We start from the raw sequence: 16,598 nt of genomic DNA on the forward strand, positions 1-16,598 counted from the left end.
TCCGCCCGCGCAAAGAGACGCGGCCTCAATCCTCGACGCGAGCAGCCTCGGGATAGGTAAACTCTTCGGTCACGGAGGGCATTCGCGCGTCTCATCTCCCGTGCAACGTCGTCGAATACTTGGGCCAGCGAGCGGCCGTAGGGACCGACAAGCAGAGCGCCCCCCACGCCTATACCCATCATGGTGCGTCGCATTCGCCTTCCCGTCAGTCACGGTTTTCTTGTCATAGCTTCGTGGACAGCCGTCTGCGTGGACCGCTTGCAACTCCGAAGCAGGAAAGGTGGCAGCCTGCTTGATGCGGTCCACCACCTAATCGCAATCACATGGGTAATTGCTGCGGTTAGACAGCCACAAATGCTCTGGCCATACCCGCTAACTCATCTGATAGGGCCGTCGCTCTTGTGCGTTATGAGATTTCTGGGCCTGAGGCGCATGATTGCAAACTTACTTACATCACCTCAACGCGCTCTTTCTTTATTCAAGCGAAAACCGCTGCGCTCGCTTAAGACGTTGAAACCATGTGCGTCCGCAACAGGTCAGTAGCGCCGGTTTGAAAGGCCCCCTGTCACTTCCGTTGTGCCCCGATCACTGACCATACCTGAGCCAACCTGGACTTCGCCATCGGGCCATAGGCGACGTTCACTCGCCTTCACTCCTCTCAGGACTGCATGCGCTCCTGCATGATCGCCTGCTCGACCACATCCGCCAGCTTGGACAAGTGATCGGCCAGAGTGGTGTAGAGTGCTCGCTTTCGCGGCTCCGTTGCAAGGTCGCGAACCAAGGCTGCTTCGGCGGCATCTGCACGAAGCTTATCAAGGCTGGCCTGCATGTCCTTCATGGCGTGCGCTCTCGGGATTGGGAGAAGGCGGCTGGATAGAACGATGCCAATGAACCTTATGTGAATGTATTCAAAGCGCTCTGGTTAACGGCTGTTAATCGAGGGGCGCCGTTCTCGCGCGGGTGTCCCGCATAGCGCGCCGTTCCTACTTCTCGCCTCCCCTGTGGAGTTCGGCCTTCTTTGCCAGTAGCTCGGCAATCAGCTCGGCCAATCCCGCCAGGGCCAGCCTGCCTGCGACCCGCGACTGCATTGCTTTGTAGCGGGTGATCTTATCCAGCTCGACGCACTTCTCACTCATGGCCGCCCTGACGCCGGTACTACGAGATCGGATGACAAGTTCCTTTGGGTCACAAGCTGCTCTTGGCAGGCTGCTTCACCTTGCTCGGCTCATCTCCGGGAAGCAGACATTGCGGCTCGGCGGGGCGAAGGTCAGCAATGGGTTAATTCCGGACATCGGTAAAGCAATCAGGACAAGCGCCCCGCGGCGCGTCGTTGCTCGAAAGCCTTGATGTTGGTGTAGGCGAGCAACAGCGTGTTGCACGGTATCTTCGCTTTCGCCGCCTTGCCAAGCATGAAGCCGAGGATGTGCTCCACCTCCGTCTGCCCGCCCCGTTCGATGTCGCGCAGCATCGACGTCGAATATTGCGAGTCCTGCTGGGAGAACGTTTCCTCCCACGATTTCATGAAGGCCGCGCTGGGCGCGTGGCCGTTGGCCGCAGCGATCGCAGCGCCACATCGAAGCTGGTCAATAAACAGCGCACGGCCGTGAGGGGTGCGGACAATCTCACCGACATTTGCCCGCATAAGGCAGGTCATGGCGGCTGCGGTCGAGAGGTGAACCAGCTTTTCCCACATTCGCTGAACGATATCGGCGACCGTGAAGACCTCCACGCCCTTGGCAGCATCGAACAGCGCGGCCAATGTTTTCACTCGCTCCGTCATGTCCCCCGATTGCTCGCCAAAGGTAAGCGTTCGCCAGTCGTTGAACTGCCGGATCGCACCATTCGGCATGATCGTCGCCTGTATCTTTGCCGTGCCACCAAGCACACGGTGCCGTCCAAATTTCTCATTCAGGACGTCGATATGGGCGATGCCGTTCAGGAATGGGAGGACATAACCGTTGGGCGCCATGGCGGGCGCGATTGCCGCGATTGCAGTGTCGAGATCATATGCCTTGCAGGTAAGGATCACCGCGTCATAGACCGGCGTCACCTCCGCCGCGACCACGGTTTTGACTGCCATTTGTGCGTCCCCAAACGGGCTCTCGATCCGCAAGCCTCGCTCGGAAAGACTCTTGCGCCGTCCGTCGCGGACGAGAAAAGTAACATCAGCTCCGCTCTCGGCGAGGCGGCCACCGAAATAGCCACCGGTGCCGCCCGCGCCCAACACCAGATACCGCATTTGCTTGCCCCAATGTTCGCTTTTGGCCGATGCATCAAAGCATGCCGAGCAACCTTGCGCTAGAAGCGATGTCCGCCTTGGGTCAGACTTGGAAGTATCTGGCCACGCGAACTCTCGTCCGCTTCTCCTCAAGAAGCCGACTAAGCCGCGCCTTCGCAGATGGACGGCTTCGGGTCTTGGCTGTGTGAAAACGCCACGAGGGTTGACCGCGATAGGACAAGTTGTTCGTCGAGGGCCGATCTAGCGCTCATGCTCGCAAGCAATTTCAAGCGAAATGGCGAACTGAGGAAAGTGGTTCTAGCCGGCTTTTGATTGTTCGCATTTTTACACAGCCAAGGTCATTAGCGGACGCTGTGATTTTGGCTATAGTGGCCCAAGTCGGCCATCTCATGCCGTTCCTCCGTTCCTTTCGTTTAACCGCCGCGAAGAGGATTGACTGATGACCAGCGGATATTTCGAGGACATCGAAGTTGGTGACATTCAGAAGGCTGGACCCTATTCTGTCTCTAAAGACGAAATCATCCAGGTCGCGAAGCAGTTTGACCCTAGGCCCTTCCATATCGATGAGGAAGCAGCTGCTCGCTCCGTTTTCAAGGGATTGTCGGCATCTGCTGCCCACACGTTCGCGATCTTCATCTCGTTGACGAACCAATTACAGCCTCCGGTCCGCGCCCTTGCCGGGTTGGGTTATGATGAGCTGCGGTTGCCCAACGCAGTACGCCCCGGTGACCAGCTCTATCTCGAAGCGACCACCTTGGAAAAGCGCGAGTCGAAGTCGAAGCTCGATAGAGGACTCGTTCGTGGCCAATTCCGCTTGCACAACCAAAAGGGCGAGACTGTGCTTCAGTGCATCAGCAGTGGTTTCGTTGCGAGGCGGCCGGATGCAAAAGCATCGACAACGACATAGCTGCTGGACGATCTGCTCAGTAGGTTTTCGACCCGATGTCTGCTTGCGCCTAAAAGCGCCGGTTCCGCCCCCCGCGCGGTGAGGTCCGGTCTGTCCCCAGCTTCGGACACTACGACGTGAGAGGCGGCCTGACGCGACGGGCCAGAAGCGGACTCATTCGATGCAGCAATTGCGACCCTATTCGATCACCTCATCAGCGCGGGCAAGCAGCGCCGGCGGCACGGAGAGCCCGATCGCTTTCGCGGTCCTTAGGTTGATCACCAGTTCGAACTTTGTGGGCTGCTCTACCGGGAGATCGGCGGGGCGTGCGCCTTTGAGAATGCGGTCCACATAGATCGCAGCACGCCCGATGAAATCGGACATGTTCACCCCATAGCTCATCAGGGTGCCGGCCTCAGTGAACTCCCGGAGGAATGTTATAACGGGCAATCGCGCCGCTATCGCAAGTTCGGCGAGTTTGGCGCGGTGGGGCGTGAAAGGAGATGTCATGATTGCAAGGGCATCCATGCGGGCCAGCGCCATCTCGGCAAACGCATGATCAAACTCTTCAGGACCTCGCGCTTCGAACAATTGAAGGCGAATGCTCAACGAGTGCGCGGCGATCTGAAGCTCCTCCATCTGTAAAGCAAGACCCGCGTCGGCCGGGTTGCCAAGGACCGCAACTGCGGTGATGTGAGGAACGGCCTGCTTCAGTATTTCCAGAAGTTTGCCGATAATTCCCATGCCTACCGAGGCGGTCGTCCCGGTGATGTTTCCACCGGGCTCGCTGAGGCTGGAAACGACTCCCAGCTTCACGGGATCGGTAGGAAAAGTCATGACGATGGGAATACGGCTGGTCGCTTTTTTCGCCGCCAGGACCGCTGAGGTGGCAGGTGCAACGATCAGATCTACGTTGAGCGCCACCAGTTCCCTTGCAAGCTCCGGCAACCAGTCGATGTTTCCATCAGCCCATCGATATTCAATGATGAAGTTCTCGCCTTCAACCCAACCCAGTTCGCGCAGCCTTCGCAAGAACGCCTCGAGCGGACGCTGGACTGAATCCCGGGTGGGGGCGCTTAGATAGCCGATGCGAAAGACCTTCTTCTGTTGCGCAAGGCCGGTCGCCGGAAAGGCCACCGCGACTCCCAACACCAGGATGAACTCCCGCCGTCTCATTGAGCCCCCACTAGGATCCACTCGTCGGCGTCTGCAGCTTACCACTCTGTGACAATATGGCGAGCAAGAATAGGCAAACAAACCGGCTCTAGATCCTGCTAGCGAATGTCCGCATGGGTCGACTCTGTTGAAAAGTCCTCGCCGCCAGCGAACTCGATTTTTTAAGAGCCGCTCGTGCGTTTTGCGCCGCCAGACACGTGGAGGCATATTGACGTTGGGCCTTCTTTCCCTGCAACGATGATTTCGTCAAGCGGCGAACCTCAACAAACGCCTGCGTCAGCCCGACAACTAGTGAGGCCGAGCGGCAGATCTGATTTCAGCTCACCTAAGGATGCGAGCCCCCCAAAGGAAGGGGCAGAATTGTTGTCGCTTGTGGAGCCTGAACCAAGCTCATGTGATGAAGACTAACAATCATCGAGATTGCGATGAGGTTCGCTCCTCAAACCTAGCTCGATACATGCCTCTTACATTTTACACCACGATGGAGGTAGCCAATGCCGATCGTTCAATTCACTCGCTTCAAAACTGACAAGGCCGAGGAAATGACCGGGATTGTACGGCAAGCGAAGAAAATCTTCGAGAAACACGGTGCCGAGTTTCTTCGGCTGGCTCGTTTCCATACTGGCCCTTGGGCAGGCGAGTTGCTGGTCTCAACGCGCTACGCCAATTGGGAAGTTTACGGGAGAGTGCAGGAAGCCGTGTCAAAGGACCCGGAGTTTGCGCAGATCCAGGCTGACGGAATGAAGATTGCCCAACTAACGGGCCGCAATATCGCGGTCAGCATCGATCTGTAGTTTCGCGTCCAGCAACCACGTTTAGTGCGGAGGCCGCCGGTCATATCCCGGTGGCCTTTTTCTTTTCGATGGATTGCATTCCTAATTGCTACTGCTGCGCAGTAATCGAGGCGCAAAGACACTGCGTCCGGATTAGCGTTAGATCGGAGTATCAAAGCTCCGAAGCTTCTGCCGATCAAGGACGATCATCTCACGCTGGGTATTGCCCACGAACGCCAGAACTCCCTCATGATGAAGTCGTGAGACGGCGCGCGAGACCGTTTCGAGGGTTAGACCGAGATAATCGGCAATGTCGCGGCGGTTCATCGGTAGCGACATTGTGCTGGCTCCGGTTCGCTCATCCATTTCGGCTATGAACGCGGCAACGCGTTCCAACGCGGTCTTGCGCCCCAGGAGAAGCATATGGTTTTCAGCATGCTCCAGGTTGCTCGTGGTCATGCTCAGCAAATTGCGCGCAACCACTGCATCTGATTCCGCTACCACTCGAAGACTTTCACGTTTGATCATGCGCACGGTGGTCTCGACGACCGCTTCGGCCGTAAACCTGTGGCGTTCGCCACTCTCGAGACCGAAGATGTCGCCCATCAGGTGAAAGGCTCCGATTTGTCGGCGGCCGTCCGAGAGAAGCTTGTAGCTGCGAACGGCTCCGCGCTTTACTTGATACACATGCTCGGCGGGCTCCTTCTCGCCGAATATCTCGGTCCCCTTCCGGTATGTAAATTCCAGCAAATTAACAATCGGATTAGATGCACTGTTGAGGCCGATGTCTCCTAGCGTGGTCGGCTTTCGGCGATCCGATACGCGCACAAACATTGGTAAGCTCCCCTACCCGATCGAGCAGCATGCGGAATGAGAACTCTCACAAACTGCCGCACCTTCAACCTATTAGGGATCGTATTTGAGGATTGTCTCTTCGGTCATTGTACCAAGGTACAATGTCAGGTTGCTGCATTTAGCCCGTCACTAAAGGCGCAGAACAGAGTGCAGAGCCAAAAGCCCGCATCGGGTCAGAAGCGGCCCTCAGCGAGCATCACCGTGTAGGTCGATTACAGGCCATATGCAGACCTGCTGACTTTGGATGGCCGCAAGGATAAGCTGTCGCCTTATCAGCGTATGTCCTCCAGGGGGCCCCAATGGCCATCTTATATTTCGAGGAGGCGGAGGTTGGCAAACTGCGGACGGCTGGCCCTTACCACGTCTCGAAGAATGAGATCATCGAATTTGCTCAAAAATTCGATCCGCTGCCCTTCCACACCAACGAGGAGATTGCCGCACGCTCGGTCTTTTCCGGGTTGATCGCTTCGAGTGCACACACGTTTGCTATACTTATTTCCTTGTTGAGCAGAACACAGCCGTATTCGCTTCGTATCGTTGCCGGGCTTGGCTGGGATGAACTCAGGCTCCCCGCGCCGGTGCGCCCAGGAGACAATCTCGATCTTGAAGTGGCAATTTTGGAGAAGCGTGTGTCAAAGTCGCATTCCGACAGAGGCGTGGTCCGTAACCAGCTACATCTGCGAAATCAAAAGCGCGAAACGGTTCTTCAATGCTTCAACACGGTTCTCGTGGCACGACAACCGCCTGCGAATTCCTGAGACGCGGGAGGTCGCGAGTTCCAGTGGCGCGCCGAAGTCCGCTTCGGGTCAAAGCTGCCCTAGCCGCTTTTCATGCCCGTCCGGTCAGCTTCGGAAAGCAGATATCCCAGCGCAAGACTAGAGGCCAGGCACGGGCCAAAAGCGGACCCTAGCTGGGGGATAATATACGATCTCGGTCCGGCCCGGCGCAGCGTGGCCTCGCACGATGCTAAACACAGTCGTGTTTGGCGTGCATATGGGAAAGCGCTTGGGCCGCTCGAAGAAACGACGGCCCCAGTCCCAGAAGCGGAGCAGCCTTCGGCAAAGGTGAACTCTTCGGACGTCGTAGACAATTCTTCTATACCGCCACAAATCGTTCGCGATACGCCCCGCAAAACGCAGCTGCGGTCGTGAGAATAATCTTCCAAAAGCGAACGCGTCATGAACCCGCAAAACTACGTAATTTCGCGGTTAACCAACAATGTCACTTCGTCTATTAGGGCGTGTACTCTTAAACCCGATCAGCCCGCGCGGAGGCAGGCCCGTGTCAGCTTAGTCTTCAAGACCGGACATCGCCAGTTCGCCATAGCTAGTCCGCTTCGGCCATAAGCGGCTCTCGCAGCTACGGCGGACTGTCGCCGTCACTGCTTGCGTTTCGTGCGCATCTCGGCCGCGAATGTCCTGCCCTCACTTAGCCAAGCACCGAGCGCCAGGTCGTTAAGATTCTTCACCAGCATCATCTTGGTCGTGAGCAACCCGTGGTCATCGAACTCGAAACACCAGTAGCCATTGCGTTTGGCCCGGCGCAGCTTCAGGCAAGGGTCGCCGATCAGGTGTACGACCGTTCGTGAGGTGAACATCGCCAGTCCATATTTCAAGCTGGGCTTGCACTAAGATCGCCCTCTGCGGGCAATAATCATAATGGCCTTCCTGATGATGGTGCTCGCGTTGCCGCGAACGACAGAACGTCGTTCAGCTGACGAGGCCTGCCCGACCTCCTGTGAACGTGCACGCCAACTGACGTTCACGGACGACAGATCAGCGGTCAATGTTGGGGACCCATTCCTCCGCGATTGGATCCCAGTGATGCGTGTCGTCGAAATGCTTCCAGAGTGGACGCCTTTGCTCCTTTTCGCCGTTCTGCAGGTTTGCCCGCGCGACGACGACGAGCGACACGGCCCTCACTACCCATTCGCGAGCACCATGAGAGTTCGATTTGATTGCTGAGAGCATTGGAAGCCTCCGTCAACTAAGCTTCAATTAAGCGGTTCTTCACTTTGGTCCGCTCCACGCGCGAACGTGAGCAAAGCTTCGGCGCCCTTCCCGTTATCCTTCAGATTCCATCCTGATCAATACGATTCGGAACCTGCGTCGGAATGTGCAGTTGGCTGACTTGTTTGGTCGGCACAAAAAGAACAGGACCAGTTACCTAAAGATCTAGTGTAGCAGCCGTGTGTTTCCGCAAAACTTCGTCAAACAACTCAAGATCGCTCCTGCCTGCATAAAACTCCAACTACAGCGCGAATTAACGACCACTGGATGCGCGCATGGTTGGATGCAACGCCGCCCGAGATGTGTGCCAAAGTATCTTAACCCTCAGTCGCTCTGGCGCTAGAGCGCCAGTGATCGCCCTCGCGTTCGATGAACCAGATTGCGTTCGGGCCGCGTGATTCTACTTCCGCTTCGGGTCAAAAGCGGGCCTCGCATCGCCGTGAAGGTCAGCTACGGGCCACAAGGAGACACCAGTCCCAATTCTAAGTATGGCTTCAAGCTCGGATTAACTCGCTTCTACCAATATCTCGGTTGAGAGGGCCTGAAATGCTGGAATGGCTGGAACTAAGCGGACTGGGACCGCACTTGGCTCGCTTCCGCCGTTGGCTGGACAAGATGCCGAACCGCGAGTTCTCTCAACTTAGCATTTGGGGTAAGTTTGGCCGCCTCATGCTGGTGCAAATGGTCCTCGGCTTGGTTTCCGCACCAGCCGTCTGGTTGCTCGTTAAATAGCAAACGGGCGGCGCTTGACGCTCGGGCCACATCGATGGCTAAGACGATGACGTCTTGCTTTGGGTCAAAAGCCGCCGTCGGCCCACTAGCCCGGAACGGCTCAAGGGCCAAGCGGAAGTCAGGGCATAGTCAAAAGAGGCCGCGAACTGAGGCGGCTTACTTCGGCCCCGGGAGATTGTCCTTCTTCGGCGGACGTAGGCCGGGCGAGTTAAGCCAATCGTCCATGTGAGCGGCTGCCTCTGCTTGCCTTGCTCTTTTTAATGCCGCGTCTCGCACTGGTCCGTGTGGCAGCAACCTAGCCTCCTCCAAGAGCGTGTGAGCCTCTTCGAGGAGCCGTTCTTTAAGTGACTTAGTTTGTTTGAAACGACGCCGACGAATGATCGTCATAACGCGCTCCTTTCCAATTGGAGGAAGGCGGGAGCGCAATCGCGTTCTCGTCACGGATAAAAGCCAAGGTCCGGTCCGGGATGAAGGGATAATGACACAGCCGCGGGTCTGGTCCCTATCTTTTGATATGCAGCGGGAAGTAATTATTCTTGAGTAACTTACTCAGAGCCACTGGCAAACCAAAGCAGGCCACTGACCGTCGCCCAACTCTGCTTGGGTCAAAAACGGCCTCAAAACCCTCCCGCTTGCCCGGTCAGCTCATCTCCCAGAAGCGGACGTCGGATTCACTTGCAGCGCCTTAGAAGGTCTCCCTCCCCCTCACCGACCAGATCTAATCACCCTCAACCGGCCCATCTCGTGTTGTCGTGACTGCCAAGCCTCCGCGTCAGACTTGCGCGCATGTGAAGCTCGTGCTCGGGCGCGAGTACGACGATATCGTCGCCCCGGTATTCACCGACCGCACACAAACCGACAATCACAAATAAAAGCATGCTTTTCTGTAGATTTTTCCTCCCCCTCCCCCTTCGCCAGGAAATCTAGCCCGACCTCACTACTAGGCGACGCATGACAAACTTGCGCTTCGAGCACGCGCCGTGTCTCACGTGAAATCGATTCGCCTAAGGTAGGGGATTCGGAATGCAAAATCGCTCGTTAGATTTTCTGTGTTTACAGACAGACGCTCGACCGTTTGTAATCTGGGGGAGGATAAAAATTCTATGCTACCGGCTGTTTCCTACATTCGCGTCTCAAAGCCCAAGCAGGGACGTAGTGGTCTGGGCCTCGAAGCTCAGCAAGCCGCCATCAGATCGTTCTGCGCGCAGCATGGTTACAGCATCGAGGCAGAGTACCGCGAGATCGAGACCGGCAAAGGCGCCGACGCCCTGGAGCGTCGTCCTGAGCTCGCGGGGGCAATGAAACAGGCTCGCAAGCTTGGTCGCGGCGGCAAGTCAGGTGCAGCCCCGATTGTCATTGCAAAGCTGGACCGGTTGAGCCGCGACGTTCATTTCATCAGCGGCCTTATGGTGCAGCGCATCCCCTTCATCGTCACCGAGCTTGGACCTGACGTGGATCCCTTCATGCTGCACATTCACGCTGCGGTGGCCGAAAAGGAGCGCGAGCGTATCGCTCAGCGCACCAGGGAAGCCCTCGCGGCTGCCAAGGCTCGCGGTCAGATGCTCGGCAATGCCGCAATCGGGCAATCCCGCAAAGCTGAAGCGGACCTGCACGCCGAACAGCTCCGTCCAATTATCGCGCCTCTGCGCGCTCTTCCCGCCAAGCGCATCTCAGTGATCCTCAACGAGCGAGGTGTGACGACGCCGCGAGGCGGCAAATGGCAGGCAACTCAGGTCATCAGAATGCTCAACCGCCTGCACTTCGCCGGCGACATTCCTCTCACCCCGGCTCGTCCGACCTGACCTTGGCCGGGGGCAGCAGCAGCATCGTGTCCGGGCTGACTCCCCCACGAGCCGCGATGCGGTAAAGTTCAGCGTCGCTGAGCTCGTGGATCGGAACGTCCTGCCGGTCAAAGACCTGAAGCGGCTTACCATCCAAACGATCAATCAGCTCACGGATGTAGGCGAGATTTCCCGCTTCTGCCTTGTCGATCAGCTGATCCGCCACCCTGCGCAACGCCAACGGACGACTTTTCAGCGCAATCCGGAGTGCATCGTTGAACGGCTTTTCTTTGTTCACGCTGCCGATCGGTCGTCCCATGAATTTCTCCGCAGCCTAAATCTACTGCTGTTAAAGCCTGACAATATTAGAATATTCGCAATGGAACTAGTGCCGTGGAGGTGGTGGTTGACAATCACCTTCAGAATCCTGGTTGCTGGTTACGTAGCCATTCGCGCTGCACGATGGAATAATCGGAAACTGCCGCGTCCCCATCCCGTCGATGCGACTGAGCCGCCGACGAAACGTATCTCGCCTTCAGGGCACCGGGCGGCAGATGGTCGGCTGCCGCGAGCTTAACTTTGATCCTTCAGACGAGGAACCAGCCGAACCACGACGCCAGTCCGACGCGGTGCCAAGAGCGTTGCGCGTAGGGCCATTGCTTCTCGGAGTGACAGAGTGGCCAATTTGAGCTCGGGCTCGAGCACGTCAACGCCATATTCCAGATCGCTCACAGCAGATGACAGTTCCACGGCAGCCGCCAATACGAACTCGGGTGAAACCTGGTCCGGGATGGCGATCTGGTAACCCTCGCCGTCACGCACGAAGAAACCGAGCTGCACAAGGAGTGCCAACTCGCGGCAGAAAAGACCGCCATCGTCGGGGTAGAGATCGAGCGCAACCACGTGACGGTGGTGCTCAAGCTCACCCAGAAGTTCGAGAGCGGCGGCGGCCACATCTGGAATGCCATCCGCGTAGAGCAGTTCCAAACCACGCGCGCTATCCGGCTTGTCCAGTACCTCAGACCAGGAGGCTTGGGCTTCTGCCGCTTTGAGGAGCCACGACGCAACAAAGTGGCAGTCGGGCTCCTCTGACATTTTCAGCAAAACATAAGGGTCTGCGGTCATCGGATGGCTCTCCATCTGTTGCCTTTGAGTGCGTCCAACCCGAACTCCGGGGTCTATGGGCACCCGATCAGCATGAACGACAGGACAGCGGCTGCCGTGGCCTTGCGGTTCGCATGCCACTCCTCCCAGCAACGCGAATGCAGCCAGGCATGACCAGACTCTTCGGTGCCAAACGGCACCAGCTCATCAACCTGACCGCAATGGACGCAACAGTCAGGCGCTGAGCGGACCTGATTGCGATCCAGCCATTCGACGATGCAGCATTCAAAAGCGCGCGCCTCGGCGTCCGCGCGCTTCATTCCACCGTCAAATTCGATGATACCTGCCCGCTCGTCGAAGAAGGCCCGCCAATCCACCTCGCACCAGCTGTTACGAGTGGGCCGCAAGAGTGCGACAATTTCAGGCTTGTGCCGGGAGAGTCCGCTGAGCACCTCGTCCGGGGGCGCCTCGGCTGCGGTCAACACGAGATCTTCCCCGTCGAGCACGAGACGAATACCGGCGGCGCCGGCCGCCTTGAGAGCTTCTGCCGCGCTCATAGCCGCGCACTCCAACCCTGCGGAGATGTCGCTGGCTCCGACCGGGGCGAGCCATCCGCGACGGCATCCAGGACCGGCTGTTCGCGCTCCGCGACTGCCTCCTTGGAATTCAACAAAGTCGTCGTGACCCCAAAACCATGGGGACCATAGGGGGCATAGGGGTTATCAGCGCCGATGTCGGGCGCGGGCGGCAGCTTGCCCTCCCTATGACCCCTATGGTCCCTATGATTTTCGCCGCCGTCCGTTTTCGTGAGCATGTACGTAGCTGAGCCCCATTTGCCGACGGCCGCCTGCCGGGTGAGGACAAAACCGGCCATGCGCGTCCCTGATAATTTCTCGACTTGCGATGCGAGGTACTGGCGACCGCGCCCCTGCGGGTCCAAGGCCTGCCGAACCTCATCATTCAGCTGACGCACAGCCACGGGATGATGCTGGTGCTTATCCCACCAGATCGCGAACAGGTCCGCGACGGCCTGACGGCGGCCATCGCGCAGCTTTGCTTCGCCAATCCGTGCGACAGGATCCTGGCAGCCCAAAGCGAGCAACGGGTCGCGAACCCACCGGCCCCACTGGGCAAAACTACCAGTCGGCAGGCCGGGTACGATGCCGTCGGCCGTCCTCCCCCACCGCCAGATCGTGAGTGCCGCGGCCAGCAGTTCGGTGCGCCGCTGCATCACCTCGAGCCGGATGTCTGTCGAGAACGGGCGCAGCTCAGGATCCTCGCTGCCCGCGTCGAACTCCACCGTCACGAACCGACGGGCCAAGTCCTCGGAAACGGTCAACCCGTTGCCAGTCAGAACCACGAACGCGGATGCGTTCAGCGGCACCATCTGCGACTGACCAAGCAGCCGCACCCGCGCCGGCCGCTCCGTAATGGCGGTCGCGAGCAGATCGGATTTGAAGGCGATATTGTTGAGGTTATCGAGAAACAGGGCGGGGTTACCCCCCATCAACTCGGCGGAGATCCGCTTCTCAAGCTCGTCGGCGTTTGCACCGGCCGTCACGGCGTGCGGCTCCCGCCCAAAGGCGATAAGGCAGATGCAGCGGGCCAGCAGACCCTTGCCAACGCCGGCCCCCGACACGGGGGCAGCCCTCAACAGCACGCCCGGAGCAAGATGCAGGCTCGGCCGGCACACGGCGGTGAGCAGTGCCGCCAAGAAAGACGACTCGTCGCGTCCCGGCGGCTTGGACGTGTCGACCGTCGCAACGCCGCCGGTAGCCGGCCCGATCATCTCGGCATCAGCAAAGCAAAAGGTCCTGAACGTCTCGCGGATCCGCCGCATGGCCGCCGCTGCCTCGTCGCGGCTCGGCTTGGCGGGTACCAAGACGCCGACATCGGGGACGTTCTCACACCACATTCCCGTAGCAACGTCATAGCCCTCGTTGCTGTTGATTGCCCCGTCTTCCCGCAGCTGCGGCGCCGAAGTGATGCCGTTCAGCGGGGGCAGCCGCCATTCACCCCGCCAATCGAGGTACATGGTGGCCACTGACCGCGGCAAGCGAGCATCAACCTCCACAATCGTGCCGTCACGCCGCTCCTTCCTGACGTACGGACGAGAGATCGTATGAGCTTTGAGAACGAGGGCATCCGGCGTCATGATTTGCGCGACCGCACCACCCTGAATCTGGTCGAACGCGAGGCAAACAGGGACGGCGCGTTCGAACAGTCCGCCGGCTGCGGCGAGAGCGTCCCGCAGCGCGGCGACCGTCAAATCAGGATTGCAATTCTCAACCAAAAGCCGAGGCTTCGTGGTCAGCACGCGCGACGCAGGGCCGCAAATCTCTTCAGCATGCTCAATAAGCTCGACGATTTCGTCTGCGGTCACGTCAGGGGCTCCGTCACGCTGAGCGCACGATCAGCCAACAGGTCATTGAAATCCTTCCCCGGCGGCGGGCGCGCGATGCGAACCCGACGCCCCTCCTTGACCCAGCGCGACGCGGCGGCGTTGGCTGCCGCCTCCCCGGCCCGATCTGCGTCGGCCAGAATGACAATATCCCGCTCATCTGCAGGGAGGGCGAGCATCCGCATGCCCGAAGTCGAGAGCGCCGCCCAGGTGCGATGTCCCGTTGCCTGCATCGCCGACAGGCAAGTTTCGATCCCTTCTCCGACGAGCAGAACGTCGCCCTGACCGCCAAGGCGAACAATCCCCCCGCGGCAGGGACCCAACATCATCTTGGCGGTGTCGACGGGCGCCTTGGAGGTGCCATCGCGCGAGAGAAACGTGCGATGGATCGCACTCGGCGCGTCGCCAATTGCACTGGACACCAACGCGACCATGGCGGGCCAGCGCGCCCCCTCCGGGTGCCGCAGTCCGTGGTGAAAGCGAATGGCAGAGGGGATCGACCGCGTGATGCCACGCCGTCGCAGATAGATTTCGACCAGCGAGCCTTTCGCGCAGGTCGAGGCGTTCCAAATGCCTGCCGCCCACGATGAGCTGCACAAACCGCCAACTTTCGACACCGGCGTGACATCGGACTTACGCGCTGCAACGACGCGCGAGCCCGGCCATACGCCGAGGCCCTTCAGAGCATCGATGACTGTCTTCTGATCGCAACCGCCGAAGCAATGCACAAGGACGATGCCGTCCTGGCTGTAACCGAGTGAAAGGCTGCCGACCCGCTCCTCGTGGGCCGGGCAGCGACACATGAAGCCGCGTGCCGTTCGTTTGGCATCGCCGCAGGCCGAAGCGATCTGCTCGATAGAAATCAAATGCGCTCTCCCGTTAGCGCCCGATCACTTCCACTCGCCCCCTCGTCAGCCGCTCAGCATACGTTCCAGCGCGTGCCGCGGAACGATCCAACGGCGCCCCACCCGGATGGCAGGCAACTCGCCGGAGTTCGCGGCGGCGTAGGCACTGCATTTCGAGAGGCCCAGAATTTCGCATCCCGCCTCTTCGACAGTGAACGTGGAGCGACCGTCCCAACGCTGATCGAGCACGCGGTGGCTCGTCGTGCTTTCAGAATTCGTCATGTTTAATCTGGTCCAGTTGACCCTTTATGTCAACTATTGTAGGGCTACATGTATTCATATCAAGGGCTACCTCGTTGAAGCAGCAGCAGTTCAAAATCACCCTCGGCGACGATCTCCGCGCGAAGCTTGATAGCTCCGCTGGGCTCAACCAGCGGTCGATTGCCGAGGAAATCCGCCAGCGTCTGGAGATGTCATTCGACATCCAGGGCGATGGTCACACGCTCGATCTGATCTACGCGATCCTGTTCTTGGCGCACGAGGCGATGCGCGATTTCGGCACGACGTGGTGGGGCGATGAACGGGTGCGGGCTGCGTTCATGGCCGCCATCGCCGACCAGGTGATGAGCTATCCCATCGACGGCTCCGACCTGTCCGCGAAGCCATTGATCACCTTGGGAACGCGAGAGCAGCAGGCCGGGCCCGAAGATCCTCCTGAGGTCATTGGGCGCGCTATAGCCCGAAACTACCGTCGCAGGGTCAGACCGCTCGGTTTGCGATCTGACAAGTTCGATATCCGCCGTTTTCGCGAATTGATGCAAAACGGGGAGAAGAACGAAGACTGAGTGGCACACCGGGCCTTGAGGGAAGTTCGTAATGACCAGAGCAAAGCCCGCACCTACCGAGATGATCCCCGACCAAGCGCTCAAGTCCGCTGCCCGCCGCATGCTCAACGAGCAGCAGGTGCTGGACATCATCCCCGTGAGCCGCACCACGCTGTACCGCATGGAGAAGGCAGGCCGGTTTCCGAAGTCCACCTACATCAGCCCGAACCGCCGCGTCTGGTACGAGGACCAGATCGTCGCTTGGCAGAATGTGGTCGATGAGTTTGATCCGCACCGGTCCCGGGGCAAGGGACGGCGGGCAAGTGCTGCTATGGGGCGCAAACCGGACGCACACTGAGGCGCCGGCGACGTTCCGGTTGCCCCAAATGCGAAATTCCAGCCGGGAGATGATTGATCTCAAGACCTTAATCTCCCCGGCCAATACCCGGCAGCCTAGCGTGCAGGGCTCTCCCCGAGTAAGCGCCGCGCGGCTGGCGGCAAACAGCAGCCGAGTCGACCCAAAAATTTTTCGCTCAGCCCCCTTGAACAGAAAATCACCCGCCCCTAGGTCGTTTTCCGCCCGGGGGCCGGTTCCGGACCCGGATTTTGGACATCGCTGAACCTACTCAAGGAGGATGTGCATGCATTTCCGCCCGTTGCACGACCGTGTGCTCGTGTGCCGCATCGATGCCGAGGAGAAGACCGCCGGCGGCATCATCATTCCGGATACCGCCAGGGAGAAGCCGCAGCAGGGCGAGATCATCGCCGTCGGGCCGGGTGGGCGTAACGAGCACGGTCAGCTCATGCCACTTGACGTCAAGGTCGGCGACCGCGTGCTGTTCGGGAAATGGTCGGGCACCGAGGTCAAGATCGACGGCGAGGAGCTCTTGATCATGAAGGAAAGCGATCTTCTCGGCGTGGCCGAACAGGCCGGCACGCTGAAGAAGGCGGCGTAACTGACAGTCATCGAACA

Annotated in this window: 20 protein-coding genes; 8 read left to right on the plus strand and 12 right to left on the minus strand. The window is 59.1% G+C overall.

What is annotated here, in order from left to right:
- Positions 1 to 658 precede the first annotated feature (658 nt).
- From BCCGELA001_RS26395 to BCCGELA001_RS26400, 3 genes are all read right to left on the minus strand, one after another.
- Entirely contained in the window at positions 659 to 838 is a 180-nt protein-coding gene (locus BCCGELA001_RS26395; RefSeq protein WP_008555914.1) for a hypothetical protein, read from the minus strand.
- 145 nt (positions 839 to 983) lie between these two features.
- Complete coding sequence (locus tag BCCGELA001_RS38000; protein ID WP_158511636.1) at positions 984 to 1,136, minus strand: hypothetical protein; 153 nt, start codon at positions 1,134 to 1,136, stop codon at positions 984 to 986.
- 167 nt (positions 1,137 to 1,303) lie between these two features.
- Positions 1,304 to 2,239, minus strand: coding sequence for a 2-dehydropantoate 2-reductase (locus tag BCCGELA001_RS26400; protein WP_008555916.1), 936 nt, complete (start codon positions 2,237 to 2,239; stop codon positions 1,304 to 1,306).
- 439 nt (positions 2,240 to 2,678) lie between these two features.
- Between BCCGELA001_RS26400 and BCCGELA001_RS26405 the strand changes: the two genes are divergently transcribed.
- Entirely contained in the window at positions 2,679 to 3,146 is a 468-nt protein-coding gene (locus BCCGELA001_RS26405) for a MaoC/PaaZ C-terminal domain-containing protein (protein WP_008555920.1), read from the plus strand.
- A gap of 177 nt (positions 3,147 to 3,323) precedes the next feature.
- On the opposite strand, the gene BCCGELA001_RS26410 is transcribed toward BCCGELA001_RS26405, so the two are convergent.
- On the minus strand, positions 3,324 to 4,262 hold the full coding sequence (locus BCCGELA001_RS26410; protein WP_158511637.1) for an ABC transporter substrate-binding protein: 939 nt from the start codon (positions 4,260 to 4,262) through the stop codon (positions 3,324 to 3,326).
- Positions 4,263 to 4,795: 533 nt separating this feature from the next.
- On the opposite strand from BCCGELA001_RS26410, the gene BCCGELA001_RS26415 reads away from it, so the two are divergent.
- Positions 4,796 to 5,095 (plus strand): hypothetical protein, encoded by a 300-nt coding sequence (locus BCCGELA001_RS26415; RefSeq protein WP_008555925.1) that lies wholly within the window; start codon positions 4,796 to 4,798, stop codon positions 5,093 to 5,095.
- Between the two features lie 138 nt (positions 5,096 to 5,233).
- Here the strand turns inward: BCCGELA001_RS26415 and BCCGELA001_RS26420 are convergent, their stop codons facing one another.
- Complete coding sequence (locus BCCGELA001_RS26420) at positions 5,234 to 5,908, minus strand: helix-turn-helix domain-containing protein (RefSeq protein ID WP_008555928.1); 675 nt, start codon at positions 5,906 to 5,908, stop codon at positions 5,234 to 5,236.
- A 320-nt stretch (positions 5,909 to 6,228) separates the two neighbouring features.
- Here BCCGELA001_RS26420 and BCCGELA001_RS26425 point away from each other — a divergent pair, with 320 nt between their 5' ends.
- Positions 6,229 to 6,687, plus strand: a complete 459-nt coding sequence (locus tag BCCGELA001_RS26425) for a MaoC/PaaZ C-terminal domain-containing protein (protein WP_060736666.1) — start codon at positions 6,229 to 6,231, stop codon at positions 6,685 to 6,687.
- A 620-nt stretch (positions 6,688 to 7,307) separates the two neighbouring features.
- Here BCCGELA001_RS26425 and BCCGELA001_RS26430 read toward each other — a convergent pair.
- Positions 7,308 to 7,544 (minus strand): hypothetical protein, encoded by a 237-nt coding sequence (locus BCCGELA001_RS26430; RefSeq protein ID WP_008555995.1) that lies wholly within the window; start codon positions 7,542 to 7,544, stop codon positions 7,308 to 7,310.
- A 940-nt stretch (positions 7,545 to 8,484) separates the two neighbouring features.
- Between BCCGELA001_RS26430 and BCCGELA001_RS26435 the strand changes: the two genes are divergently transcribed.
- Together BCCGELA001_RS26435 and BCCGELA001_RS26440 are read left to right on the plus strand one after the other, a co-directional pair.
- On the plus strand, positions 8,485 to 8,670 hold the full coding sequence (locus BCCGELA001_RS26435; RefSeq protein WP_008555999.1) for a hypothetical protein: 186 nt from the start codon (positions 8,485 to 8,487) through the stop codon (positions 8,668 to 8,670).
- 1,103 nt (positions 8,671 to 9,773) lie between these two features.
- Complete coding sequence (locus tag BCCGELA001_RS26440) at positions 9,774 to 10,472, plus strand: recombinase family protein (protein ID WP_008556001.1); 699 nt, start codon at positions 9,774 to 9,776, stop codon at positions 10,470 to 10,472.
- Here BCCGELA001_RS26440 and BCCGELA001_RS26445 read toward each other — a convergent pair.
- The 6 genes from BCCGELA001_RS26445 to BCCGELA001_RS26470 all read right to left on the minus strand — a co-directional run bounded on the left by BCCGELA001_RS26445 (position 10,450) and on the right by BCCGELA001_RS26470 (position 15,083).
- Positions 10,450 to 10,770: a hypothetical protein gene (locus BCCGELA001_RS26445; RefSeq protein WP_008556003.1), complete on the minus strand. Its 321-nt coding sequence runs from the start codon at positions 10,768 to 10,770 to the stop codon at positions 10,450 to 10,452. The two genes, BCCGELA001_RS26440 and BCCGELA001_RS26445, sit on opposite strands and share 23 nt — an antisense overlap.
- 254 nt (positions 10,771 to 11,024) lie before the next feature.
- Positions 11,025 to 11,576, minus strand: a complete 552-nt coding sequence (locus tag BCCGELA001_RS26450) for a hypothetical protein (RefSeq protein WP_008556005.1) — start codon at positions 11,574 to 11,576, stop codon at positions 11,025 to 11,027.
- A gap of 53 nt (positions 11,577 to 11,629) precedes the next feature.
- Positions 11,630 to 12,112: a hypothetical protein gene (locus BCCGELA001_RS26455; RefSeq protein ID WP_008556008.1), complete on the minus strand. Its 483-nt coding sequence runs from the start codon at positions 12,110 to 12,112 to the stop codon at positions 11,630 to 11,632.
- Entirely contained in the window at positions 12,109 to 13,938 is a 1,830-nt protein-coding gene (locus tag BCCGELA001_RS26460; RefSeq protein ID WP_008556010.1) for a hypothetical protein, read from the minus strand. The genes BCCGELA001_RS26455 and BCCGELA001_RS26460 overlap by 4 nt, the downstream gene beginning before the upstream one ends.
- Positions 13,935 to 14,822 carry a DUF7146 domain-containing protein gene (locus tag BCCGELA001_RS26465; protein WP_008556012.1) on the minus strand — a complete coding sequence of 296 codons (888 nt, stop codon included), beginning with the start codon at positions 14,820 to 14,822 and terminating at the stop codon, positions 13,935 to 13,937. The genes BCCGELA001_RS26460 and BCCGELA001_RS26465 overlap by 4 nt, the downstream gene beginning before the upstream one ends.
- A 45-nt stretch (positions 14,823 to 14,867) precedes the next feature.
- Positions 14,868 to 15,083 (minus strand): helix-turn-helix domain-containing protein, encoded by a 216-nt coding sequence (locus tag BCCGELA001_RS26470; protein ID WP_008556016.1) that lies wholly within the window; start codon positions 15,081 to 15,083, stop codon positions 14,868 to 14,870.
- A gap of 74 nt (positions 15,084 to 15,157) precedes the next feature.
- On the opposite strand from BCCGELA001_RS26470, the gene BCCGELA001_RS26475 reads away from it, so the two are divergent.
- The 3 genes from BCCGELA001_RS26475 (at position 15,158) to groES (ending at position 16,581) form a co-directional block, all read left to right on the plus strand.
- Positions 15,158 to 15,646 carry a hypothetical protein gene (locus BCCGELA001_RS26475; RefSeq protein ID WP_008556018.1) on the plus strand — a complete coding sequence of 163 codons (489 nt, stop codon included), beginning with the start codon at positions 15,158 to 15,160 and terminating at the stop codon, positions 15,644 to 15,646.
- 31 nt (positions 15,647 to 15,677) lie between these two features.
- Entirely contained in the window at positions 15,678 to 15,983 is a 306-nt protein-coding gene (locus BCCGELA001_RS26480; RefSeq protein ID WP_008556020.1) for a helix-turn-helix transcriptional regulator, read from the plus strand.
- Positions 15,984 to 16,266: 283 nt separating this feature from the next.
- Positions 16,267 to 16,581, plus strand: a complete 315-nt coding sequence (gene groES, locus BCCGELA001_RS26485) for a co-chaperone GroES (protein ID WP_008556022.1) — start codon at positions 16,267 to 16,269, stop codon at positions 16,579 to 16,581.
- The last annotated feature ends 17 nt before the right edge of the window (positions 16,582 to 16,598 follow it).

This window comes from Bradyrhizobium sp. CCGE-LA001, assembly GCF_000296215.2.
GTDB lineage: Bacteria > Pseudomonadota > Alphaproteobacteria > Rhizobiales > Xanthobacteraceae > Bradyrhizobium.

What these genes read in the sequence shown, in the direction of transcription:
- BCCGELA001_RS26415 (WP_008555925.1), top strand. Translation starts at nt 4,796, where the DNA reads ATGCCGATCGTTCAATTCACTCGCTTCAAAACTGACAAGGCCGAGGAA.
- BCCGELA001_RS26480 (WP_008556020.1), top strand. Translation starts at nt 15,678, where the DNA reads ATGACCAGAGCAAAGCCCGCACCTACCGAGATGATCCCCGACCAAGCG.
- BCCGELA001_RS26470 (WP_008556016.1), bottom strand. Translation starts at nt 15,083, where the DNA reads ATGACGAATTCTGAAAGCACGACGAGCCACCGCGTGCTCGATCAGCGT.
- BCCGELA001_RS26400 (WP_008555916.1), bottom strand. Translation starts at nt 2,239, where the DNA reads ATGCGGTATCTGGTGTTGGGCGCGGGCGGCACCGGTGGCTATTTCGGT.
- BCCGELA001_RS26445 (WP_008556003.1), bottom strand. Translation starts at nt 10,770, where the DNA reads ATGGGACGACCGATCGGCAGCGTGAACAAAGAAAAGCCGTTCAACGAT.
- BCCGELA001_RS26395 (WP_008555914.1), bottom strand. Translation starts at nt 838, where the DNA reads ATGAAGGACATGCAGGCCAGCCTTGATAAGCTTCGTGCAGATGCCGCC.
- BCCGELA001_RS26405 (WP_008555920.1), top strand. Translation starts at nt 2,679, where the DNA reads ATGACCAGCGGATATTTCGAGGACATCGAAGTTGGTGACATTCAGAAG.
- BCCGELA001_RS26425 (WP_060736666.1), top strand. Translation starts at nt 6,229, where the DNA reads ATGGCCATCTTATATTTCGAGGAGGCGGAGGTTGGCAAACTGCGGACG.
- BCCGELA001_RS26420 (WP_008555928.1), bottom strand. Translation starts at nt 5,908, where the DNA reads ATGTTTGTGCGCGTATCGGATCGCCGAAAGCCGACCACGCTAGGAGAC.
- BCCGELA001_RS26435 (WP_008555999.1), top strand. Translation starts at nt 8,485, where the DNA reads ATGCTGGAATGGCTGGAACTAAGCGGACTGGGACCGCACTTGGCTCGC.
- BCCGELA001_RS26440 (WP_008556001.1), top strand. Translation starts at nt 9,774, where the DNA reads ATGCTACCGGCTGTTTCCTACATTCGCGTCTCAAAGCCCAAGCAGGGA.
- BCCGELA001_RS26455 (WP_008556008.1), bottom strand. Translation starts at nt 12,112, where the DNA reads ATGAGCGCGGCAGAAGCTCTCAAGGCGGCCGGCGCCGCCGGTATTCGT.
- BCCGELA001_RS38000 (WP_158511636.1), bottom strand. Translation starts at nt 1,136, where the DNA reads ATGAGTGAGAAGTGCGTCGAGCTGGATAAGATCACCCGCTACAAAGCA.
- BCCGELA001_RS26450 (WP_008556005.1), bottom strand. Translation starts at nt 11,576, where the DNA reads ATGACCGCAGACCCTTATGTTTTGCTGAAAATGTCAGAGGAGCCCGAC.
- groES (WP_008556022.1), top strand. Translation starts at nt 16,267, where the DNA reads ATGCATTTCCGCCCGTTGCACGACCGTGTGCTCGTGTGCCGCATCGAT.